Origin of the sequence: Helicobacter didelphidarum (assembly GCF_003364195.1) — a bacterium.
Lineage (GTDB): Bacteria > Campylobacterota > Campylobacteria > Campylobacterales > Helicobacteraceae > Helicobacter_A > Helicobacter_A didelphidarum.
On the sequence record NZ_NXLQ01000006.1, the window covers coordinates 1 to 22,391 of the forward strand.

21 protein-coding genes and 1 pseudogene are annotated in these 22,391 nt (G+C 31.0%); 17 read left to right on the forward strand and 5 right to left on the reverse strand.

Annotated features, from left to right (window positions below):
* Window positions 1-709: 709 nt before the first annotated feature.
* Together CQA53_RS04105 and ccoG are read right to left on the reverse strand one after the other, a co-directional pair.
* Entirely contained in the window at window positions 710-1,357 is a 648-nt protein-coding gene (locus tag CQA53_RS04105) for a methylated-DNA--[protein]-cysteine S-methyltransferase (protein ID WP_115542762.1), read from the reverse strand.
* 225 nt (window positions 1,358-1,582) lie between these two features.
* On the reverse strand, window positions 1,583-3,022 hold the full coding sequence (gene ccoG, locus CQA53_RS04110) for a cytochrome c oxidase accessory protein CcoG (RefSeq protein WP_115542763.1): 1,440 nt from the start codon (window positions 3,020-3,022) through the stop codon (window positions 1,583-1,585).
* Between the two features lie 144 nt (window positions 3,023-3,166).
* Between ccoG and CQA53_RS04115 the strand changes: the two genes are divergently transcribed.
* From CQA53_RS04115 to CQA53_RS04145, 7 genes and pseudogenes are all read left to right on the forward strand, one after another.
* Entirely contained in the window at window positions 3,167-4,783 is a 1,617-nt protein-coding gene (locus tag CQA53_RS04115; protein WP_115542764.1) for an ABC-F family ATP-binding cassette domain-containing protein, read from the forward strand.
* 226 nt (window positions 4,784-5,009) lie between these two features.
* Window positions 5,010-5,105: pseudogene (locus CQA53_RS04120) on the forward strand (hydrogenase expression/formation protein); the annotation flags it as partial.
* Window positions 5,091-5,717, forward strand: a complete 627-nt coding sequence (locus CQA53_RS04125) for a hydrogenase maturation protease (RefSeq protein ID WP_407918839.1) — start codon at window positions 5,091-5,093, stop codon at window positions 5,715-5,717. The pseudogene CQA53_RS04120 and the gene CQA53_RS04125, both read left to right, overlap by 15 nt.
* Complete coding sequence (locus tag CQA53_RS04130; RefSeq protein ID WP_115542765.1) at window positions 5,714-7,933, forward strand: hypothetical protein; 2,220 nt, start codon at window positions 5,714-5,716, stop codon at window positions 7,931-7,933. Before CQA53_RS04125 ends, CQA53_RS04130 begins: the two co-directional genes overlap by 4 nt.
* 33 nt (window positions 7,934-7,966) lie before the next feature.
* Window positions 7,967-8,446 carry a crossover junction endodeoxyribonuclease RuvC gene (gene ruvC / locus CQA53_RS04135; RefSeq protein ID WP_115542766.1) on the forward strand — a complete coding sequence of 160 codons (480 nt, stop codon included), beginning with the start codon at window positions 7,967-7,969 and terminating at the stop codon, window positions 8,444-8,446.
* Window positions 8,447-8,584: 138 nt separating this feature from the next.
* Window positions 8,585-9,061 carry a DUF2147 domain-containing protein gene (locus CQA53_RS04140; protein WP_115542767.1) on the forward strand — a complete coding sequence of 159 codons (477 nt, stop codon included), beginning with the start codon at window positions 8,585-8,587 and terminating at the stop codon, window positions 9,059-9,061.
* Window positions 9,062-9,249: 188 nt separating this feature from the next.
* Window positions 9,250-10,506 carry an NAD(P)/FAD-dependent oxidoreductase gene (locus CQA53_RS04145; RefSeq protein ID WP_115542768.1) on the forward strand — a complete coding sequence of 419 codons (1,257 nt, stop codon included), beginning with the start codon at window positions 9,250-9,252 and terminating at the stop codon, window positions 10,504-10,506.
* 110 nt (window positions 10,507-10,616) lie between these two features.
* Here CQA53_RS04145 and CQA53_RS04150 read toward each other — a convergent pair whose 3' ends face one another.
* Complete coding sequence (locus CQA53_RS04150; protein WP_115542769.1) at window positions 10,617-11,354, reverse strand: carbonic anhydrase; 738 nt, start codon at window positions 11,352-11,354, stop codon at window positions 10,617-10,619.
* A 632-nt stretch (window positions 11,355-11,986) separates the two neighbouring features.
* Here CQA53_RS04150 and CQA53_RS04155 point away from each other — a divergent pair.
* From CQA53_RS04155 to CQA53_RS04165, 3 genes are all read left to right on the forward strand, one after another.
* The gene (locus CQA53_RS04155) at window positions 11,987-12,337 is read left to right on the forward strand and encodes a hypothetical protein (protein WP_115542770.1); all 351 of its coding nucleotides are present in this window, start codon (window positions 11,987-11,989) and stop codon (window positions 12,335-12,337) included.
* Between the two features lie 2 nt (window positions 12,338-12,339).
* Window positions 12,340-12,882: a hypothetical protein gene (locus tag CQA53_RS04160; RefSeq protein ID WP_147289994.1), complete on the forward strand. Its 543-nt coding sequence runs from the start codon at window positions 12,340-12,342 to the stop codon at window positions 12,880-12,882.
* A gap of 147 nt (window positions 12,883-13,029) precedes the next feature.
* Window positions 13,030-13,392: a hypothetical protein gene (locus tag CQA53_RS04165; RefSeq protein WP_115542772.1), complete on the forward strand. Its 363-nt coding sequence runs from the start codon at window positions 13,030-13,032 to the stop codon at window positions 13,390-13,392.
* A 60-nt stretch (window positions 13,393-13,452) separates the two neighbouring features.
* Here CQA53_RS04165 and lptB read toward each other — a convergent pair whose 3' ends face one another.
* Both lptB and htpG read right to left on the reverse strand, forming a co-directional pair.
* On the reverse strand, window positions 13,453-14,175 hold the full coding sequence (gene lptB, locus CQA53_RS04170; protein WP_115542773.1) for an LPS export ABC transporter ATP-binding protein: 723 nt from the start codon (window positions 14,173-14,175) through the stop codon (window positions 13,453-13,455).
* A 393-nt stretch (window positions 14,176-14,568) separates the two neighbouring features.
* Window positions 14,569-16,404, reverse strand: a complete 1,836-nt coding sequence (gene htpG / locus CQA53_RS04175; RefSeq protein WP_115542774.1) for a molecular chaperone HtpG — start codon at window positions 16,402-16,404, stop codon at window positions 14,569-14,571.
* Between the two features lie 372 nt (window positions 16,405-16,776).
* Here htpG and ureA point away from each other — a divergent pair, with 372 nt between their 5' ends.
* The 7 genes from ureA to CQA53_RS04210 are packed head-to-tail and all read left to right on the forward strand — an operon-like array spanning window position 16,777 to window position 22,304.
* Window positions 16,777-17,454 (forward strand): urease subunit alpha, encoded by a 678-nt coding sequence (ureA, locus tag CQA53_RS04180; RefSeq protein ID WP_115542775.1) that lies wholly within the window; start codon window positions 16,777-16,779, stop codon window positions 17,452-17,454.
* 24 nt (window positions 17,455-17,478) lie between these two features.
* A complete protein-coding gene (ureB, locus tag CQA53_RS04185; protein ID WP_115542776.1) occupies window positions 17,479-19,188 on the forward strand; it encodes an urease subunit beta in 1,710 nt (569 codons plus the stop codon).
* Between the two features lie 9 nt (window positions 19,189-19,197).
* Window positions 19,198-19,710: an AmiS/UreI family transporter gene (locus CQA53_RS04190; protein ID WP_115542777.1), complete on the forward strand. Its 513-nt coding sequence runs from the start codon at window positions 19,198-19,200 to the stop codon at window positions 19,708-19,710.
* Between the two features lie 33 nt (window positions 19,711-19,743).
* Window positions 19,744-20,235 (forward strand): urease accessory protein UreE, encoded by a 492-nt coding sequence (locus CQA53_RS04195; RefSeq protein ID WP_115542778.1) that lies wholly within the window; start codon window positions 19,744-19,746, stop codon window positions 20,233-20,235.
* Between the two features lie 8 nt (window positions 20,236-20,243).
* Window positions 20,244-20,921, forward strand: coding sequence for an urease accessory protein UreF (locus tag CQA53_RS04200; RefSeq protein WP_115542779.1), 678 nt, complete (start codon window positions 20,244-20,246; stop codon window positions 20,919-20,921).
* A gap of 10 nt (window positions 20,922-20,931) precedes the next feature.
* Complete coding sequence (ureG, locus tag CQA53_RS04205; protein ID WP_115542780.1) at window positions 20,932-21,531, forward strand: urease accessory protein UreG; 600 nt, start codon at window positions 20,932-20,934, stop codon at window positions 21,529-21,531.
* Complete coding sequence (locus CQA53_RS04210) at window positions 21,531-22,304, forward strand: urease accessory protein UreD (RefSeq protein WP_115542781.1); 774 nt, start codon at window positions 21,531-21,533, stop codon at window positions 22,302-22,304. The genes ureG and CQA53_RS04210 overlap by 1 nt, the downstream gene beginning before the upstream one ends.
* Window positions 22,305-22,391: the final 87 nt, after the last annotated feature.

Consider the following 22,391-nt stretch of genomic DNA (forward strand, 5'->3'; position numbering starts at 1 on the left):
TTTTTTTAACATTTCTTCTTCCTTTTTTTTTCATTATTTCTTAGAAATATCGTAGTATAGGGAGTTTGTAAAGAGAATATGAAAAACAATAAAAAGAGAATTAATATCATAATATCTATACTACCTGTATGCTTTATTAGAATATTTGCAATGTGGTAGAAAAGTAACATGTGATGATTTTTTTTAAAAAAATTAAAATATTTAATATTTTATAAGAAATATTCTTTGAATCTATATCGAATTATTATGTTTTGATTGTTTATATTGCATACTTATTTGTTTTATTTATTGTATTTGATTGTTGTTGTGGGGTTGTTTAGGTGTATTGATTTTACATTGATTAAAAAAGAGGATATTGATTGCTAGAGAATCTCTATTGCTCTATAATTTCTCTGAAGCACTATAAATATTGTTAGTGTAATGAATCCCCAAGATAGTTTTAAACTAATCGACTTCTTAAAGTAGTAGTTTTGTCCTCATAAAAGTAACATACGACAACGAGAAAAAGATTGTCTTGAATATATATCATTTCAAATTCAACAATCCACATAATAGCAAATGAAAATTAAGAGAATCTTGATTCGGATATGATAAATACGATACTTTTACCTATACCCTGTTTGTAACAAGAAAGGTTTAATAAACTCTACTCCATTGAAATAAAAGAGAAGAAAAGCTTATCGCCCCCTCAATTAGTAATAAACCATGGCTATTTTTTAAATTCAATACCCTCTAATTCTAAAAGTTTGCTTTTTAGTTCTACTCCACCATTATAGCCTGTGAGTCTTGACCCACTTCCCAACACGCGATGACAAGGGATTATAATAGAAATAGGATTTTTCCCTACTGCACCTCCTACCGCTTGAGCCGACATTTTCTTGATACCAAGCCTTTGAGCAAGAATCCGAGCAATCTCTCCATAACTTATTACCTCTCCATAAGGAATAGCACATAAAATCTCCCAAACCTCCATTTGGAATCTTGTCCCTTGTGGATAAATTGGCAATCTTACTGATTGCGAAAATAAATGAGTTAAGGATTTTGTCATTGCTTCATGCTTCATTATTTGTGAGGATACAATAGGATTATGTCCCCTAAAATAACACTCAAGCCATGCCTTTGTCCAGTTAAATATGGTAAGATTCTCATCTTCTCGTAACTCTATGGTATTTGTTAGAAGTGATTTATTTATATCTTGCCCATCTATAAAGAGTCCATGAAGCATATTGGCAGAGGCAATAAGCGTAATATTGCCGAGCATAGAAGGAAACAATGTTTTATAGAGTTGGTTATCTATTTTTTTTGATAATTCTTGTGTAAGATGTGTTTTTATTGCCTTATCTTTATTATATAACATTAATAATTCCCTTTGTAGCCATTTATTATAAATAAAGAAGCTGTATTGCTGGAAAAATTATAATTCATTTATTTGTAATTTACAAGAATCAATTTCAGTAATATTTAAAAATTATAAAGTATAAATCGCATTTAATAGCTAATTCTGTTTCATAGAGTTGTTTCTTACTTAAGGTGTTTATATAACCGCGTAAGAAAAATATGAAAGAATTAAGTCTCGTATTAACTATTTATTCAGTTTCTTTGCAATATGTTTTTGACTAGGATACATAAAGAATGTGCTGTAAGTAATATTAATTTTATCTTTACTATCCGTTGCAAAACCTTTGATAATAATTGGAATACTCTTGTCTTCACTATCCGAAGAGTTTAGTGTCTCTTTGGCACGTAAGAGAACAACAAGAATTTTTGTTTCATTTGGTGCAATTAAGAAATCTTTTTCATTAAGATGATCTGGGAATTTGATTTCAAACTTGTCCGCTATTTCACCTTGTATTTCAAAACTGAATCTATGTGGATCTTTATCAATATTCTGAACCACAAATTTATAGGCATTGTCAACTGCACCACTTTGTCGCACTTCATAGAGTCCTGCCGTTCTTGTAATATTAAGCAACATTGTTTTTCTCATAGTGCTAACAAATATAAGAATTACAAAAATTAATGCTAAAACAATCATATAGCCAATAGTTTTAAGGCGAAATAATTTTACTTTTGTATTTTGTTCTGTTGCATTTGGGGAACTCCAATTTACAAGACTTGATTTGCCCAATTTACCCATAACTTCAGAACACGCATCAACACATTCAAGGCAGTGAATACACTCAAGTTGCACTCCTTTTCTAATATCAATGTGCGTTGGACAAACTTTAACGCATTGATGACAATTTGTGCATTCATTCGATGGGTTTTGTTTCTTTGGTGCAATTTTAATTAAATCTCCTGTTGGCGTATAAACAGCTCCACCGCGTTTTTGATTATAGATTGACATAAGTGTATTATTATCAAATAATACAGATTGGACACGTGCATAAGGACACATATAAATACAGAATTTCTCTGCAATAAAACACACTTCAAAAGTCATAAATGTTGCAATTATTAGCCAAAACCCCAATAACACGGTATGATTTCCAAAGTCTGTTGCATACACAAAGAAATCTTCTGGCGGAACAAAAAAGAATAAAAAGTTTGCCGAAGCGATAAGGGCGAGACAAGCAAAAACCAAGATACCAATAACAAACCGAATTTTTTTGGATATTGTATCAAGCACAAGTACTTCTTGTTTGTTTGATATTCTCTTGCGTAATTTGAGAATATGTGTTTGTAAAATATCTCGATATATTATTCTAAAAAGTGTTTGCGGACATCCCCAACCACACCATACTCTTCCTCCCATTGAAGTCATAAAAAATATTCCAACAAAGAGAATAATAAGCATAAAGGGCATGACATAAAATTCTTGAATACTATATTCAACACCCATTAAATGTAATACTTTGTGGTCAAATGATAATAAAAAAATATGATGATTAGCATCTCCTAATCGAATAAAAGGTAAAACCATAACAATAAGTGTTATAATAATATATCCTATGTATCGTTTCTTGCGAAAATTCTGCGGAACAACAGAAGCATCCTTTTTATTTTGAGACATCTCTTGCATTAATTTATCCTTTAGTAAATTATAATTTAAACTTTGGGTTTAAGCTAAATTATATAATTCTAATGCTAAAATTTTACTTAAAGTTTCATTATTATTTTGAACAAAATTTTAAGAATTTACTTTAAGTTATAAAGGTATTTTATCATGTTGCAAGCTATCAATGTAAGTATGCGTTATGCGAGTAAAACTTTATTTGAAGATATTAATATTAAGCTTGATAAAGGGAAAAGATATGGTTTAATTGGTGCAAATGGTGCGGGAAAATCAACTTTTCTAAAAATCTTAAGCAGAGAAATTGAACCAAGTAGCGGGGACATTATATTGGATTCTGGTTTAAAATTAGGTGTGTTAAGTCAGAATCAATATGCTTACGAGAATTTAAGTCTTAAAGATGCTGTTTTGATTGGTAATAAGAGGCTCTATGATGTTATAAAAGAAAAAGAAGATCTTTATGCGAATGCAGATTTAAATGATGAGAAAGTGAATGAAAGATTAAGTGAACTTGAGATGATTTATGTTGAAGAAGATCCAATGTATGAATGTGAAGTTGTAATTGAAAAAATTTTACAAGATCTTGGATTTCCATCTCATATTCACAATGATTTAATGAAAACACTTACAGGTGGAGATAAGTTTAAAATTCTTTTGGCACAAGCTTTGTTCCCAAAGCCAGATGCATTATTACTTGATGAACCAACCAACAATCTTGATTTACATTCAATATCATGGTTAGAGGAAAATCTCAAAAGACATGAGGGAACACTTGTGGTAATTTCACATGATAGACATTTTTTAAATGCTGTTTGCACACATATTTTAGATTTAGATTTTAAGACTCTGAGAGAATTTAGTGGGAATTATGATGAGTGGTATATCGCCTCAACTTTGATTGCTAAACAACAAGAGATGGAACGCAATAAGAAATTGAAAGAAAAAGCAGAATTAGAAGATTTTATTCGTAGATTTGGTGCAAATGCGAGTAAGGCGAAACAAGCAACTTCAAGACAAAAGCAACTTGAAAAGCTTAATTTAGAATCTCTAAAGGTATCAAGTAGGAGGGATCCGAGCATTACATTTAAGACAAGGCGAAACATTGGAAATGAAGTCTTAAATATTGAGAATATTAGTCATGCTTATGGGGAGAGAAAAATTTTTAATAACTTAAATCTTACAATTTTACCAAATGAAAAGATAGCACTTATAGGTGTGAATGGTGTAGGTAAAAGCACACTTTGTAAGATTTTGGCTGAAGTTATGCAGCCAAATAGTGGTGTTGTGAAATGGGGTGCTACCATTGAAATGGGTTATTTCCCACAAGATACAAGTGAAATTATAAAAGGTAATGAGAGTCTCTATGAATGGTTAAGGGCATTTGATAAGAGTTTAGATTCTAATGAAATTCGCACTTCTCTTGGGCGAATGCTTTTTAGTGGTGAGGAACAAGAAAAAAGTGTTGGTTCATTAAGTGGTGGAGAGAAACATCGTATCATGCTATCAAAACTCATGCTTGCAAAAAGTAATTTTTTATTGCTTGATGAACCTACAAATCATCTGGATTTGGAAGCAATTATAGCACTAGGCGAAGCATTGTATAGCTATCAGGGAGGCGTTATTTGCGTAAGTCATGATAGAGAGTTGATTGGGGCATTTGCCAATCGGATTATTGAAATACAAGAAGATAAAGAAGGGGCGAGAATCATTGATTTTCATGGTTCATATGAAGAGTATCTACTTACATATAAAAACGAGCAGCATCCTTAATTGTTGTTTCATATTTGTTTAGGATTTTTGATAATTGATACGGTGATTAAGGTTTGTAATGTATAAAAAATGAAACTAATTTTAAACGAACTTAATACAATATTTGTGATTTCTAAAATATTTATAAACTTAATTTATGAATCCTTAATATTTAAGATTCATAAAAAGAAAAATATGTTTGTCGGTAAGTTATTTGTTGTCAAGTTTTATTTAAGGAAAATGAAAGGTGAAAATTTTAGTTTTAGGTATCGGGAATATTCTGTTTGGTGATGAAGGTATTGGTGTACATTTATGTAATTACTTGAAAGTGAATTACAAATTTACATCAAAAGATAGTGTAAATGTAAAAGATTCGCATGCAATTTCACAACAACCTTGCACCAATAGTGTAGGGGAACATAAAAAAAACGCGGAGCAAGATAATAGAGAATCTTTGGACGCAAAATGGCAAAGTGAATCTTTGATAGATGGAGAAAATAAAAGAAAAACAGAAGGAGAAAATCTCATTGAGTTTGTTGATGGTGGAACATTGGCAAATATGTTAATTCCACTTATTGTGGAATATGATTGGGTCTTGATTCTTGATTGCGTAAGTGTGAGTGGTGCAAACATAGGCGATGTCTTTAGCTTTAGTTTTGATAAAGTCCCAAATTTTATTACTTGGGCTGGTAGTGCTCATGAAGTTGAAATGCTCCAAACTCTTCATCTCACAAAATTACTTGGTGATTTGCCACCTGTTTATATTATTGGTATTGTGCCTGAAGTTATTGGCGAAGAGACAGCATTTAGTCTAAGTCAGTCTCTTATCAAAGGTGCACAAATCATGGAGAGTGAAGCAATTAAGCATATAGAATCTCTTGGTTTTATAGCAACCAAAAAAAATAATATTTCATTGCAAGAAGTTGCTAATAATTCATATAAAGGTTTTGCATGAATCATGACGAGGTGGTTTTTATTACACAAGATTTAAATAATACTACTTTATCTTCTAATGAGCTAGATAAAGAAAATGCATTAAAAGATTCACAAATGATTGAATGTCTTATGAGATTTTCTAGCAATAATACTGCATACGCAGGTGTTGTGAAAATTTTATTGGAAAATTTACTTTATGATTTTTGTGAAAAAAATACAGAGATTTTGTGTGGCATAAGAGATGATATAAAAAAATTTACTGATTTTTTAGAATTTTTGCAATGCACTAATAAGCAAGATTCTCAAAATTTCTCTTTATACGGACAAGTAAAAGAAATAACTGCATTTCCTTTACATAACATAACTGAAACAGAGGATAAATCTCATGTAAGTTTAGAAAAAACACAAACTTTTTCCCATGATTTTGTATTATATATGTATGCAGATTCCAAAAAAGTTTTAGATTTTTCAGAGTATTTATCACACGCATTGCCGTTTTCATCAAATTTTCATTTTAAGGAAATTTTGCCATTAGAATTGCATAGAGACAAACAAAAAGAAAGTGCTAGCACACAAGATATACTTGATATTCAAAGAGGTAATGATATATCGCAATATTTTAAAACTCCACAAAAACATGCAATTTTTTTACCAAACATTCAACAATTAAATACAATGAGGGAGGGAAAGCAGGGAAACTATGCGAAAATAGGGGAATATATAAAATTAATAGAAACTGATTTATTTTCACTAGATATTGTAAATATCTCTAGCCATATAGAGAGTATTTATAATGTAATTGATTTCCTTGCAAAAGAGATTTTGGAATCTAAAAAGATTATACTACAACGCAATGATTGCGTATTTTCGCTTTGTAAAAGTTATAAATCTTTGCAAACAGATATTGACAAAGATAAAAGAGGACAATTTTTGGATACAGATTTTTGTTTGGAAAATACACAGCAAAATTGTAACACATCAGATTCCAAAAATCAGGTAAATATGAACAATAAAACAATAGAAGAAAAGAACTTACAAATAAATTTTAAATCGTGTGAGCATTTGCAAGCCATACAGAATCCATGTGTTATATTCTTTGACCTTTATAATGCACAAAGCTATTTACGATTAAGTGAGTCTCAAAAAATTGCTCTTGCAAGTTTTGAATCTCCTTTTATAAAAATCTTTTGTAAAAATGCTTTTTATAAACAATTTAAGTCATATTCACCTTTTGTAAAATTACCAAATGATTGCATCTTATTATTGCTTTTTGCAAGATTACGAGAATTAGATGAGGGCATTGATTTTCTTTTTTATGAAGAGTTAGCATACAATATTAAAAGGGATTTTCATTTATCTAGTCAAAATGTTGCATTGCGATATTTTGATGATTATCCATTAAAAAATTTTAAGCATAATAGTTTTGTTGTGGGCGAAAATGTTGCTTTAGCATATCACCAAACATGCAAAGATTTTATAGAAATATTACGAAGAAACGCAACCGACAATCCAAGGTTTGTAATTTATCTTTCACATCAGCATAATTCTAAATTTTTTATTGAAAATCCTCATAGTAATATTCGTTATCAACAAATTTTAGAGATTAAAATAATGCGTAATTTAGGGTATTATTTACAGATTTTGCATGACTATAAGAATGGCGATAAATTACTTCTCAATTTTGCTCACGCCAATAAAGATCTGCTTCACACATGGAATCTGAATCCTGAAGAGTTACAAAAAATTGGTTTATATGATTTAGTAGCTTCTCATACTACACAATATCATCAAACCACTTTAAATAATGAGAATATCTCTATGAATCTTTTAGATATTTTTGAACTCATAGAGCAATTTTTGGGATTGAAAAAGTGTGTTTTAGATTTTGCAAATCAGTGTGTACGTGATAGGGGTCCAAGGATTGATTACAAATTGATTAAAGATAGTGAAAACAATATTGTTATTGATTATGCAAGACTACTTCGAAGCGTAGCAAGTTTTCACTTAGCAGGTGTTGAACATGAATTATTGTGTTATGGTGTGATAGATTCTATGGCTGAATTTATTGGCACTCTTGCTGGTGATATTATGTTGAATTATGGTATTAAAGAAGTATTTGTTTGTGGTGACTTGCTTTTAGAGCAATGTTTCCTTGATAGAATCTTACATTCTATTCCTAAGAACATGATATTTAATTTACCGGTCTTTGGAACTGTCGATACAATGCAAACTTAGGATTTTTATAAGATGAGAGAGAAAATTTAAAAAATGGTAATTTTGGGAATTGATCCGGGTAGCAGAAATTGTGGTTATGGTATCATTACTTTAGAATCTTGCAAACCTCAACTAATCGATGCAGGTGTTATTAAGATTGAATCGCGTGAATTGCAATCTCAAATTATCGAATTTGTAGAAGGTATTGATATTATTTTAAAGACATATCATATTGATGAGGTGGCTATTGAAGATATTTTCTATGCGTATAATCCAAAAAGTGTAATAAAATTAGCACAATTTCGTGGTGCAATCAGTTTAAAAATTTTACAAGAATTAGGTAATTTTGCTGAATATACTCCATTGCAAATAAAAAAGTCTCTAACGGGTAATGGCAAGGCAGACAAGAAACAAGTTGCTTATATGGTAAAAATACTTTTGGGTTTGCAAATAGAGATAAAACCACTTGATATAACCGATGCCTTAGCTATTGCTCTTACCCACGCCCAAGCATTACGTTGTAATAGTGGTTGATTATATTTTATATATGTTCTTAAAAATATATAAAAAAGTATCTAATTTATTGGGATATATTTTTTATTATCTAGGTAATTTATAAATCATGGTATAATGCGAATATATGATAAATCCCAATGAAATGAAGGAATACAAATGAATAAGATAAAATATATATTTATGGTATGTTTGTTTAATATGGTCTGGGCTGTTGATATATCAGGTATTTATAAAGTAGAGTTTGAGGGAAAAGAAACTTATGTTGAGATTTTTAAAAAGAACAATAAGTTTTATGCTGTTGGATTTGCCAATAAAGATGGTGTAAGCAGTGATAAAGATCTAAAAAATCCAAACCCCGCATTAAGGGATAGAGATGTTCGTGGTTCTGTATTTGTGTGGAATCTTACTAAAAAAAGTGCGGGTGAATATGCTGGTGGAAGAATCTATAGCTTTAGCAATGGTGGAGAATATCATGCAAGTGCAAAATTTGATGGCAATATTCTTAAATTAAAGGCGAGCAAAGATTCTATGGGATTTTTTGGCAAAACTTTTGAATGGCATAAGCTCAGCGACACAGAGATTGAACCTTTGCAATCACGCAGAATAGATGTTAATACACTTACACTCCCCTAGTAGTTCGTATTTTGGATAATCTTATAGGGTATTATGTGTGAAATTTTTATATCATAAATATTTTTTATCATATTGAATGAAATTTTAGTTAGAATTTTAGGAGTATCTCAACTTTAATAAAATATGTAATGTTTAAGCTTTTGTGAGAGTATTATTAGATTATAAAATTTTTATTTGAAAGGAACACTATGAAAAAAGTTTTATTGCTTGGTGCAGGATATGCAAATATGAAATTGCTTACTTCGATTAATAAAGAGATCTTTTCTCAAGTACAATGGACACTTATAAATAATACACCCTATCATTACAAGACAATTGCTTTGCATGATGTGGCAAGTGGAAAGCATAATCGTAGCGTGTTATTTCCTCTAAAAGATGTGCTTGATAGGCGTATCGAAATTATAGAAGATTATGTAGAAAGGATTGAATCGCATACCGTTATCGCAAAAAATGGAAGTTATGAATATGACTATTTAATTGTCGGCTTAGGTTTTAGTTCTGATAGTTTTGGGATACCTGGTGTAGTGCAATATACACAGAGCATCACTTCTTATAATAGTGCGAGAGAGATTCAAGATAAAATTACTCAAGCTTTGCAACGATATTTGCAAAGTAAAGAAATCAATGATTTGTCATTTGTTGTTTGTGGGGGTGGATTTACAGGTATTGAGTTTGTTGGTTCTCTTGCTCAAGAACTTAAAAAACAGTGCAGATCTATTGGAATTGATTTTTCACTAGTAAAAATTTATTGTATTGAGGCAATGCCAAAGATTCTTCCAATGTTTAGTGAAAATCTTATGCATGTGGCATTGCAAAAATTAACAGAGCTTGGTGTGAGTGTTTTAATGGGGTCAAAGATTTTGGAATGTAGGCAAGGTTGCGTTGTTGTAGAACAAAATGGCAAACAAAATGAAATTTTTGCAAATACAATCATTTGGACTGCTGGTGTAAAAGGCAACGAAGTAATTGCGAACTCGCCATTTTTTGAAAGTGCAAGAAGTAAAGTTGCCGTAGATGAATGGCTACAACCAACAAAACTTAACTTCACACAACAAGATTCTCATACTCAAGAAATATTAGAATCTATACCAAAATTGCACAATATTTTTATAATAGGGGATTGTGCAGCGGTAAAAGATGAAAAAACAGGAAGGTTTTATCCACCAACAGCACAAATATCCGCTAAACAAGGTGAATATGTGGGGCAACTTTTAGAAACTTTGTTCCATGCACAAAAAACAAATCAAGAGATTCAAAAAGATTCGCTACCTAAATTTGAATTTGAAGCACGAGGTAGCATTTGCTCAATAGGGCAGGGTTATGCTGTTGGTGTTGTCAATAATAAAGAAATAAAGGGATTTAGTGCGAATTGCTTGAAATGGTTAATAGAATCTCAATGGGGTTTTGCCCTTAATGGTTTGGGAGGAGTTTTTAGGGCGGACTAGCCAAATAACAAACTCGTTTTGTTATCTCATTTTTATTAAGTAATGAAGCTACAAGTTTTCATTTGTATTGCAAACTTGAGCTTCTACTTTTATTTTCTTTCATTGAAGTATTAATCAGCACTTGTTATTTCTCTATTGTTAAGTTGTTGCACACCTCTTGCATTGCCATGTAGCACACTATGAAAAAAATTAATTTGCTTTTTTGATGCTTGCATAGAATTTTTAAGAACAACCCATTGCACTTTTTCATTACATGGTGGAGTTGTGAGCGAACCAACAAAAGCATAGTAGCTTGTAATCTTTGGTATAATTTTTTTAACATCAAGTTTATTGAAGACTTGTGTTTTTCCAATTTCTTGTGGGAAAGCATTCATCATTTTTTGCAATACCGCATTTTCTTTTCCTTCTTCAAAAAATATACCAACAACAAGTAATTCCCCATTGTCATTTTCATGCACGAGGTGCATTTCCAAAGGATAAGCCTTGCTATCAATTTGATTTTCTGATGGGGTATGGAAATGTAGTTGTATAAGATTATATTGTTTCTTTTTGAAAAGTAATTTTCCTTGTTTATCAAAATTTACTTGCATCGAATGTCCATTATTTATAATATCTTTAGAATCTAATTGATAGTTAAAATTCAATTCATTGGTTGTCTTTTTTGCTGTATCGCTAAGAATATTTATTGGGGATTGGAATTGTCCAATATCACATGCTTCAAAATCTGGATTTTTACCCCATGTATCAGGACCATTTGTTGTGTCATATCCCCAATTATCAGCATAAATACTTGTAACCATGCTACTTACACTTAATAGTGTTGTCAAAAATAAATGTCTTATTATCATAAGATCTCCTTATTATAATTATTAATATTTTATTATGTAGATATAATAAAACATTATTATTATACTTTAATTTATAACTTTATTTTCTTAAATATTTTTACATAATGGGAATTTATAGCCTCATTAATAATAAAAAATATTCGCTTTAGCCTATTTTATGTTATTTTGTATATTCAATATTATTTAATAGATAATGTTGCAAAATATTACTATTTTTCATATCCACACTATTTTTAAGAATCTATTTTTAAATTTTTAACAAAAATTATGTATTTTGCAATAAAAGCTAAAGTTATAGCTCCCAAGATGAAACATAAGATTCTTGTTAATATAACAATCTTATTAAAAAATATATTGCAAATAGTGTTTTATTGATTTTTTGTTTTAACAACATTTTGGTGTAATCTCTTAAATTGATACAATAATCATTCACGATTATCAAAAATAGTATAACCTTGAATATCATAATTCTTGTTTATCATAATTAAACAAAATATTGTCATATTTTAGCTTTACATTCGTCTATACTACCAAAAATTAAAAATTTAAGCTAACTTTAAGATTACTTTAAGCTGATATATATATATATATATATATATAATTTTACTTTATTTTAATTTTAAGGAGATAATATGAAAAAGTTAAGTGCAAAAGTTTTGCCTTTAGTGGCAATAGCATTTTTTTTAAATGCGTGTGGTGGTGGTATCCCTAGTTGTAGTGATAAAGTAGTGCAAGATGTATTAAGTAATATAATTTTAGAAAATAACTTCGCAGAATGGCAAGAATCAGATCGCAAGAAAATAAAATTGTCTTATAGTGGCTTTATGACAGAAATGACTGATGAAAAAAGTCGGACTAATTATTGTAAAGCAAATGTAAAAAGCTTTGGGAAAAATACGAAAATAGATTCTTGGATTACCTATACTGCAAGATATACTGATGATAAAAAAGAAGTGTATGTGGAGTTAGAATCATGGAAATAAATATGAGAAATAAAACTTTAAAATTAATTAGTAGTATCGCTTTATGTGGTGTCTTAGTAGGCTGTGGGCAGTCAGTCCCTCAGTGTGATGATAAGGTAGTATTAGAAGAGTTAGACAAGATAATAACAGAAATAACAGAGGAGAATGGTCTTGGTGGAGAGTTTCTTGGGCATGTAAAAGATGGTTTATTAGAGCAAAAATTGGTAGATAATGCTAAGAAGAGTAAATTTGAATATAGTAGCTTTATGTTAAATAACACCGATGAGAAAGAAAAGAAAATTATATGTAAGGCAAAGTGGAGCAATCCAGCACTCATTAAGCTCATAAAAGGGTTGCACTATGCAATGTTTGTAAGTCTTACTCCAGAAAATGAGGTAACACCTGAAATATCAGAAATGCTAGAGGCTATGCAGGGGCTAGATCCGAATGTAAAAACTTGGTTTGAATATTCAGCACAATATATTAATGACAACAAAGATTTACATGTAGAAATGCTTACAGAAGAAAAAGACTTTTTTCCTAAAGAATTACAACTACAACCCTAAGTGGTTATTAATTTGTATTTACAAATGTAATAGCAATATATATCATGACCAATTGGTTGTTGGCAGTATTCCTTTGTAATCATGATATAAGTAAAGACAATTATTGCGTTTTATATAATATGATTATATTTTTTTTAAAGGATATATATGAAACAAGCATTTTACTTTTTTATAGCTACTATAATGGTTCTTGTGATTGGATGTGGCAGTGATAAGCCAAAAGATTTACGCACAGAGTTTAGAAAGAAGATTGAAAGTGGTTTGGGATTAACATTGCCAATGATGGCACCCGAAGGCACAAAAATATCCAAAGAACTCATTGCATGCACCGCTCAGCACATGACTGATACATTTAGTGATGATGAGATAAAGCTGATTATAGATTCTAGCTTTAGCGAACGATTAAAGAATCCAGCCAAGATTATGGAAATCCAACAAAAAATGGAATCCCCTGAATACACACATAAATACATGCAAACCTGTGCAACAGAGATTTATCAAGCAAGATAATCTCTGTAAAATAGATTTATAGTGTATGGATAGTTTTATTTTTTGATAGATAATAATATTCTAGGCTTTAAAATGTTCTCCTAAATAGTATTTCTTCACAAGTGGATTAGAGTAAATTTCATCTGCATTACCACTCGCAAATAATGCTCCGCTCTTAATCACATATGCACGATGGCATACACCTAAGGTCTCACGCACATTATGATCAGTAATCAGCACACCAATGTTCATATCAACGAGTTTTGTAATAATTTTTTGTATATCAAGCACAGCAATAGGATCAACCCCAGCAAAAGGCTCATCAAGCAATACAAATTTTGGATTTTTAATCAATGCTCGTGCAATTTCTACGCGTCTACGCTCCCCGCCACTAAGGCTAATCCCACGTCTGTCACGAATAGCTTCAATATTGAAAGCTTCGAGCATTTGTTCAATTCTTGTATGAATTTCCTTTTTACTTTTAAATGCACTTTGTGCTGCAAGTAAGAGATTGTTTTCTACGCTTAAATCCTTAAAAACACTTGATTCTTGTGGAAGATAACCAATCCCTAAATTGCTTCTCTCATGCAAAGGACGATGAGAAATGTCCTCATTGTTTAAAAAAACTTTCCCACTACTAGGTTTTAGTAACCCACATATCATATAAAAGGTTGTTGTTTTCCCTGCACCATTTGGACCTAGCAAACCAACAACTTCATTATTATGGACTTCTAGTGAAATATCCTCAACAATTTTTGTTTTTTTAATGTATTTACTTAAATTTTGAGCTTTTAAAACACTCATCTAGTTATCCTTTCTATGATTTTATTCTTTCTTACCTTAATGAGAGTAAGTAATATGAAGAATCTAAATGCCAATGTATTTGTTTTTAGATTATAACTTGTTGTTTATAGATTTTTTATTTGATATTGTATTTTATATAATGTATTGTAATAATAAAATCAAAGTCTTTTAAAATTCTAATTTTTAAGAATATTTTTATTTTCTGTTTCTCTTTTACATATTCTAAAGATAGTAGAATAATATGTTATTGCTATATCAAATAGATGCGAGAATATTCAATAAATTTTTCTCAAACCCCATAAGGCTTGAGAATTCATATATTTTTGCGATGAAATATGTATTAAGTTAATACCTTGAAAATAGCTTATATTTATTAACCTAATTTCATAACTCTTACAGATTTTTTAGGAGCAATTCATTCACACTATCTACATAGTTTTTAGAATCTTTAAGGCTTTGTCCCTCAAGGATTTTTGCACCATTAAATAGCACAAGACAATATTTGCGTTGCAAATCTGTATCAAGTTTATTGATTTTTGTAATTAATTCATGTTTGATATTGATTTCTACATTTTTCTTTGGCTCTGGAATTTCTTGTCCCATTTGTCGCATGATTTGTTCCATGTAGCTATTATGCCCACTTTCTTCACTTAATGCGAGTGGAGAAGTGATAGATTCAGTAAGGGTTACCTCATTTACAGAATCTAATTGTTTAAAAGATTCAATAAGAGGTTCAAACTCTTTTTTTACATCATCGCTAATTTCACTTTTAATCTCATTATTTGCATCTTTGCTATTAATATCAAGCCATTTTATACCTTGATACTCCCCAATCTGTGGAATTACAAAATTATCAACTTCATCACTGAAAAGTAAAATATCATATTCTTTAAATTTTTCTAAGAGGGGGTTATTTTTAATAGAATCTAAATCTTTGCCAATCGTATAAAAAATATTATTTTGCCCTTCATTCATATTATCTTTATATTCTTGCAAACTAATATATTCACCTTTTTTGTAAGAATATGCACGCAATAAAGAGAGTAATTTTTCACGGTTTTCATAATCACCATATAAACCTTCTTTTAAAACCTTACCATATTTTGCATAAAAATCTTTATATGCTTCAGAATCTTTAGCAAGAGATTCTATGGTGCTAAGAATCTTTTTTACCGATGCAGACTTGATTTGTTCTAAAATTTTATTCTCTTGTAAGATTTCTCGACTCACATTTAATGGTAAATCATCGCTATCAATCACACCATAAATAAAACGTAAATATGGAGGCAACAATTCTTTATCATCATCTGTGATAAATACGCGTTTTACATAGAGTTTTACATTTGGCTTATAATCCATTCTTTGCATATCAAATGGAGGTGTAGCAGGGATATAAAAGAGACTTTTATAGCTTAATGTCCCTTCTGCAAGCGTGTGAATATATTTAATTGGCTTTTCTCTATCATACGAAATTGTTTTATAAAATTCTTGGTAATCTTCATCTTTTAAAGAGCTTTTTGGTAATGTCCAGAGTGCTTTTGCACTATTAACTTGCTCTTCCTTTTCTTCTTTTATTGGATCTTTTCCTTCTTCTTTTTTCTCTTCTATATATTGGAGAAAGATTGGGAATTGAATGTAGCTTGAATATCGCTTGATAATATCCTCAATACTCCATTTATTTGCAAATTCTTTACCTTCTTCTTTAAGGTAGAGTGTAATTTCTGTTCCATAAGAATCTTTTTCTGATTGTAAGATTTCATATTCTCCACTGCCATCACTAATCCATGTCCAAGCTTGCGAATCAAGTGCTTTTTTTGTATTTACAATAACTTTATCAGCAACCATAAATGATGAATAAAAACCAACACCAAATTGCCCAATAAGATTAGAATCTTTTTTCTTATCACCACTCAAAGATTCTAAAAAATTCTTTGTTCCGCTTTTTGCAATTGTTCCAAGATGATTTTTCAAATCCTCTTCATTCATACCAATACCATTGTCTGCAATTTTTAGAATCTTTTTATCAGAATCAAAACTCACTGTAATACGTGGTTTAAAATCCATAATTTTATAGGCATCTTCACTGAGTGTAAGGTGATTCAACTTATCAAGTGCATCGCTTGCATTAGAAATAAGTTCTCGTAAAAAGATTTCTTTGTTGGAATAGAGTGAATGGATCATTAAGTCAAGTAATTGCTTAATTTCTGTTTGAAAGGCTATTTTTGCCATAATTATGCTCCTTTAATATAAAATTTAGCAATTATAGCATAAGTTTGATAAATAAATAAAACCTTTAGTATAAATATTAAATAAAGTTTAGTATATGTATATAATATTTATTTAGTATATTGATAATATATTTATAAATATTTGATTGTATAGCACCCATAAATTTCTTATGCCTGTTGATTTTAAGAAATTTATATAAAAATAAGATTTTTAACTATTATTTTTATATCATATTATGTTACCAATCGTTAAATATTACTAATGTATAATATAAAAATTCTTTTTTTAAATTTATATTAAGTTTCTTAAGAGAACACATTATCATAATGTATTACATTATTTTAATTTTAGGTAATATATAAGGATCAGACCATGAAATTAACACCTAGAGAATTAGATAAGCTTATGCTTCATTATGCTGGGGCTTTGGCAAAGTCGCGTAAAGAAAGAGGCATTAAGCTTAATTATGTTGAAAGTATCGCACTCATTAGTATGGAGATTATGGAACTTGCTCGAGAAGGCAAACATTCTGTTGCAGAGCTTATGCAATATGGTAGAGAAATCTTAAAACCTGATGATGTTATGGATGGAGTGGCAGGTTTAGTAGCTGAGGTGCAGGTAGAAGCTTTGTTTCCCGATGGAACAAAGCTTGTTACAGTTCATAATCCAATACAACAAAATAGTGCATTAATACCAGGAGAAATCATTCTTCAAGAAGAAGATATTATACTCAATCAAGATAGGGAATCTATTGCAATAAAAGTTACAAATAAAGGCGATAGACCAATTCAGGTTGGTAGTCATTTTCATTTTTTTGAAGTAAATAAAAAACTTGTTTTTGATAGAGAACAAGCTTTTGGAAAACGATTAGACATAGCATCTGGAACTTCTGTGCGTTTTGAACCTGGGGAAAGTAAGGTTGTAAATCTTATCGATGTGGGTGGTAACAAAAGAATTTTTGGTTTTAATGATTTGACAAATGGGCAAATTGGTTATAATGCAAAAGAGAAAGCATTGCAAAATGCAAAAAAAGAACATTTTATTTCATAAAGTTTAATTGATTAAGGAAAAATTATGACAAAAATCTCACGAAAAGAATATGTTGCGATGTATGGTCCAACAAAAGGTGATAAGATTCGATTGGCTGATACAGATTTATATGCAGAAATTGAGAAAGACTATGCAGTATATGGTGAGGAGATTAAATTTGGCGGTGGGAAAACCATTCGCGATGGTATGGCACAAAGTGCAACTTATAATGAAAATATGCTTGATGTTGTTATTACAAATGCTGTAATTATTGATTATAGCGGAATTTATAAAGCTGATATTGGTATTAAAGAGGGTAAGATTATAGGAATTGGAAAAGCAGGTAATCGAGATATGCAAGAAGGTGTGCATTCTAATATGATTGTAGGGGCTGGGACTGAAGTGATTGCCGGTGAAGGATTGATTGTAACTGCTGGGGGTATTGATACACACATCCATTTTATTGCCCCACAGCAGATTCCAACGGCACTTTATAGTGGGGTAACAACAATGATTGGTGGTGGCACAGGACCAGCAGCAGGGTCAAATGCTACAACTTGCACACCTGGGGAATGGAATATGCATGAGATGTTGAAGGCAGCGGAGGAATATACAATGAATTTAGGATTCTTTGGTAAGGGGAATACTTCCGATGAAAAAAGCTTATATAATCAACTTCAAGCTGGTGCATTAGGATTTAAGATTCATGAAGATTGGGGTAGCACACCCTCAGCGATTAACCACGCATTAAATATAGCAGAGCAATATGATGTGCAAGCAGCTATCCATACAGATACACTCAATGAGGGTGGTTGTGTAGAGGATACTTTAAAAGCAATTAATGGGAGAACCATTCACACTTTTCACACAGAAGGTGCTGGAGGTGGACATGCACCAGATATTATTAAAGCTGCAGGAGAGCTTTTTGTGCTTCCCGCTTCAACAAATCCAACAATTCCTTACACGAAAAATACCGCAGACGAACATTTAGATATGCTTATGGTGTGTCATCATTTAGATAAACGAATTAAAGAAGATGTAGCATTTGCAGATTCTAGAATTAGACCAGAAACGATTGCTGCCGAAGATGTTTTGCATGATATGGGGATTTTTTCTATTACAAGTTCAGATTCTCAAGCAATGGGACGTGTTGGAGAGGTAATCACAAGAACTTGGCAAACGGCTGATAAAAATAAAAAAGAATTTGGTAGGTTACCACAAGAGTGTGGAGAAAATGATAATTTCCGCATCAAACGTTATATCGCAAAATACACCATTAACCCTGCGATAGCATGCGGAATATCATCATATGTAGGCTCTGTCGAAGTGGGAAAATATGCTGATTTAGTGTTATGGAAACCAGCATTTTTTGGGAGTAAACCTGAAATGATTATCAAAAATGGTATGATTGTTGGTTCAAAAATAGGTGATTTCAATGCTTCGATTCCTACACCAGAACCAGTGGTTTATCATGAAATGTTTGGACACCATGGAAAGGCAAAATTTGATACAAGTATTACTTTTGTCTCTAAAATTGCCTATGAAAGTGGTATCAAAGAGAAATTAGGGCTTCAAAGAAAAATTTTGCCTGTGCAAAATTGTCGGAATATCACAAAAAAAGACATGCAATATAATGATGTCGTAGCAAATATCGAAGTAGATTCAGAAACCTATGAAGTCAAAGTGAATGGCAAGAAAGTTACTTCACGATGTGTGGATAAAGTGTCTTTGGGACAACTTTATTATTTGTTCTAGAGGTTTCTTATGTTGGGCGTTGTTCTTTTATATGTTGGGATTGTGTTAATTAATAATGGGATTTGTAGAATCTCTAAGATAGATCCAAAAAGCACAGCAGTCATGAATGTCTTTGTGGGAACATTATCTGTAATTTGTAATATTATAATTATCATACATGGAGATATGACAAACTCTGAGATAGATTATTATGTAGCTGCTACAGGTCTGCTCTTTGGTTTTACTTACCTTTTAAATGCAATCATTCATATCTATAACCTTGATTGGCGTATTTTTGGATGGTATAGTCTTTTTGTTGCAATTAATTCTATTCCAGCAGCATATTTAAGTTATATGAAATCAACCAATCAAGGTTTTTGGTTTGCTATAATTTGGTTTGCTTGGGGAATCTTGTGGCTTACAGGCTGGATTGAAACTGTTCTTAATATCGAATTGAAATTTGTTCCATATCTTGCAATCCTTGAAGGCATATTCACAGCTTGGTTTCCTGCGTGGCTTTTCTTTATGTATATTTGGTCTTAAAAAGTGCTAAAGCTTAATTCTATAATTGGAAATATGAGGGATTATCAATCACCTCCTAAGTGTATAGATAAGATTTATATGGAATGGTATGAGACTTATAAACGCATTGGTAGGTTTAAGACTGAAAATGGATTGGATATAGCACTTTGCTTTCCGAAGCCTTTAATATATGGTTTAGATGATGGTGATATTTTGTATCTTGATAGTAAATTTGGTATTATTGTTGAAATTGTGCCTTGTGAAGTATTATCGATTCAATGGGGAAATAAGCTTGAAATAGCAAAACTTTGTTATGAAATTGGGAATGCACACATACCACTTTTTGTATCTTCTTTAAAAAATGAGTTTTACATTCCTTATGAAAAGACTTTGGAGAATACTCTTACAAAGCTTGGATTTTTAACAGAAAAAATTCTTACGAAGCTCCATCCAAAACAGAGATTCTATGTTTCTCTTCCGATACTACCAGAGCCGCGTTTTATACTCTCACCGGATTTTAAGATTACAATTAAAACAGCTCATTAAGAGGAAATATGACAATACAAAATAATTTTCTTTTATTGCAAATAAATGATTCACTCTTCCCAATTGGGAGTTTTCAACATTCATTTGGATTGGAGAGTTTTGTGCAAAAAGGTTTAGTCTGCAATGAAAACGATATGCTTTGTTTTATGCAAAGTTATCTTGTAGATAGCCTTTTATATAGTGATTTGTTAGCTTTAAAACTTTGTTATGAATATGCAAATAATTTAGAAAAAATCTTGGAGATAGAATCATTGTTGTTTGCTCTCACAACACCGCAAGAAATACGCGAGGCAAATGCAAAACTTGGAATTCGATTTATCAAAACAATAGAAGCAATGCTGGACAAAAATGGTAAAATATGGCGTAATTATGTACTTCATACACTCAAACCCACTCATGCCACAAGCTATGGTGTGTTTTGTGCTGATAATGGTATAGATTTTGATAGAGCTATCTCATCATATCTTTATGCACAAAGTGCCAATATGGTAGTGAATGGTGTGAAGCTAATCCCGCTTTCTCAAGATAGTGGGCAATCAATCTTATATAATCTACAAAATGTGTTTATTGATGTTATTGCAAAGATAAAATCTTTAGGTCAAGAATCTTTAGGGAATAATGCACCCAATTATGATATTTTTGCGATAATTCATCAGAATCTTTATTCACGACTTTATATGTCATAAGGAGAAATTTATGGTTAAAATTGGTGTTTGCGGACCTGTTGGAAGTGGTAAAACCGCACTTATTGAAGCTCTGACTAGGATTATGGCGAATGATTATTCAATCGGTGTCATTACAAATGATATTTATACACAAGAAGATGCTGAATTTATGGCAAAAAATTCAATCTTAGAAAGAGAACGCATTATTGGTGTAGAGACAGGAGGTTGTCCTCATACTGCCATTCGAGAAGATGCTTCAATGAATTTAGAAGCACTGGAAGAGCTACAAAGACGATTTACCAATCTTGATATTGTCTTGATTGAAAGTGGTGGTGATAATTTGAGTGCAACTTTTAGTCCTGCTTTGGCTGATGTAACGATATTTGTTATCGATGTAGCTGAAGGTGATAAGATTCCTAGAAAAGGCGGACCGGGTATTACTCGTTCAGATTTATTACTTATTAATAAAATCGATTTAGCACCTTATGTGGGTGCTAGTCTTGAAGTTATGGAAAGAGATTCTAAAAAAATGCGTGGGAATAAACCATTTTACTTTACCAATATCCGCACAAAAGAAGGAATGGATAAAGTAATATCGTGGATTAAGAAAAATGCACTTTTGGAAGAATAATGACTGCATACCCACAAGAAACCAAGCTTAAGCTTTCCACAAAACTAGGATATGGCGGTAAAAGTGTGATTGATACATTATTCTTTACGCCACCATTAAAAATTATTGAACCTTTCTATGAGAATGATATTGCAAATGTTATGCTGATTTCTGTGAGTGCGGGATTACTAGCGGGAGATAGTCAAGAGATACATTTATGTGTATGTGAGGGTTCTAAGCTAAAATTAAGTTCGCAAAGTTTTGAGAAAATTCATGATATGGGACAAGATAGTGCTAAACGCAATAGCTTTATTGTAGTTGAAAAAAATGCCTTACTTGACTTTTCACCGCTTCCTACAATTCCATTTGCAAATTCAAGCTTTTATAACTCAACACAAATTTATCTTCAAAATTCAGCAAAACTTTATTATAGTGAGATTATGACCGCAGGTAGGGTAGGAATAGGGGAAGTTTTTGCTTTTAGGAATTACGACACAAGATTAAAGATTTATTTGGAAAATGAGTTAATCTTTGTAGATAATATGTTGTTGCAACCAAACACAATGAATCTAAGAAATATATGTAGATTTGGTAACTTTACACATTATCTCAATCTTATTATTATAGATTCAAATTTCCAATATGACACAGCATTAGAATGGTTGCAATCTCAATCCATACATGCTGGGATTACAAAGATTGCACATGGATATTGTTTTAAGGCTCTCTCACATGGAAGCGAGGAATTACTGAATCTTTGTGATAATATGAAGATGATGAAAAATATAAGATAAAAAGAGCTATTTATTTTTATTGCAACCAATCTCTTATATTCCTAATAAACAATAGATTTCAATGATTGTTGTTTCAAATAATACCAT

Bases quoted from the DNA above. Each gene is read 5' to 3' on its own strand.
- CQA53_RS04200 (WP_115542779.1), top strand. From the start codon at position 20,244: ATGACAATACAAAATAATTTTCTTTTATTGCAAATAAATGATTCACTC.
- CQA53_RS04130 (WP_115542765.1), top strand. From the start codon at position 5,714: ATGAATCATGACGAGGTGGTTTTTATTACACAAGATTTAAATAATACT.
- CQA53_RS04140 (WP_115542767.1), top strand. From the start codon at position 8,585: ATGAATAAGATAAAATATATATTTATGGTATGTTTGTTTAATATGGTC.
- CQA53_RS04160 (WP_147289994.1), top strand. From the start codon at position 12,340: ATGAGAAATAAAACTTTAAAATTAATTAGTAGTATCGCTTTATGTGGT.
- CQA53_RS04145 (WP_115542768.1), top strand. From the start codon at position 9,250: ATGAAAAAAGTTTTATTGCTTGGTGCAGGATATGCAAATATGAAATTG.
- ruvC (WP_115542766.1), top strand. From the start codon at position 7,967: ATGGTAATTTTGGGAATTGATCCGGGTAGCAGAAATTGTGGTTATGGT.
- ureB (WP_115542776.1), top strand. From the start codon at position 17,479: ATGACAAAAATCTCACGAAAAGAATATGTTGCGATGTATGGTCCAACA.
- CQA53_RS04155 (WP_115542770.1), top strand. From the start codon at position 11,987: ATGAAAAAGTTAAGTGCAAAAGTTTTGCCTTTAGTGGCAATAGCATTT.
- ccoG (WP_115542763.1), bottom strand. From the start codon at position 3,022: ATGCAAGAGATGTCTCAAAATAAAAAGGATGCTTCTGTTGTTCCGCAG.
- CQA53_RS04115 (WP_115542764.1), top strand. From the start codon at position 3,167: ATGTTGCAAGCTATCAATGTAAGTATGCGTTATGCGAGTAAAACTTTA.
- htpG (WP_115542774.1), bottom strand. From the start codon at position 16,404: ATGGCAAAAATAGCCTTTCAAACAGAAATTAAGCAATTACTTGACTTA.
- ureA (WP_115542775.1), top strand. From the start codon at position 16,777: ATGAAATTAACACCTAGAGAATTAGATAAGCTTATGCTTCATTATGCT.
- ureG (WP_115542780.1), top strand. From the start codon at position 20,932: ATGGTTAAAATTGGTGTTTGCGGACCTGTTGGAAGTGGTAAAACCGCA.
- CQA53_RS04165 (WP_115542772.1), top strand. From the start codon at position 13,030: ATGAAACAAGCATTTTACTTTTTTATAGCTACTATAATGGTTCTTGTG.
- CQA53_RS04150 (WP_115542769.1), bottom strand. From the start codon at position 11,354: ATGATAATAAGACATTTATTTTTGACAACACTATTAAGTGTAAGTAGC.
- CQA53_RS04195 (WP_115542778.1), top strand. From the start codon at position 19,744: ATGAGGGATTATCAATCACCTCCTAAGTGTATAGATAAGATTTATATG.
- CQA53_RS04190 (WP_115542777.1), top strand. From the start codon at position 19,198: ATGTTGGGCGTTGTTCTTTTATATGTTGGGATTGTGTTAATTAATAAT.
- lptB (WP_115542773.1), bottom strand. From the start codon at position 14,175: ATGAGTGTTTTAAAAGCTCAAAATTTAAGTAAATACATTAAAAAAACA.
- CQA53_RS04105 (WP_115542762.1), bottom strand. From the start codon at position 1,357: ATGTTATATAATAAAGATAAGGCAATAAAAACACATCTTACACAAGAA.
- CQA53_RS04210 (WP_115542781.1), top strand. From the start codon at position 21,531: ATGACTGCATACCCACAAGAAACCAAGCTTAAGCTTTCCACAAAACTA.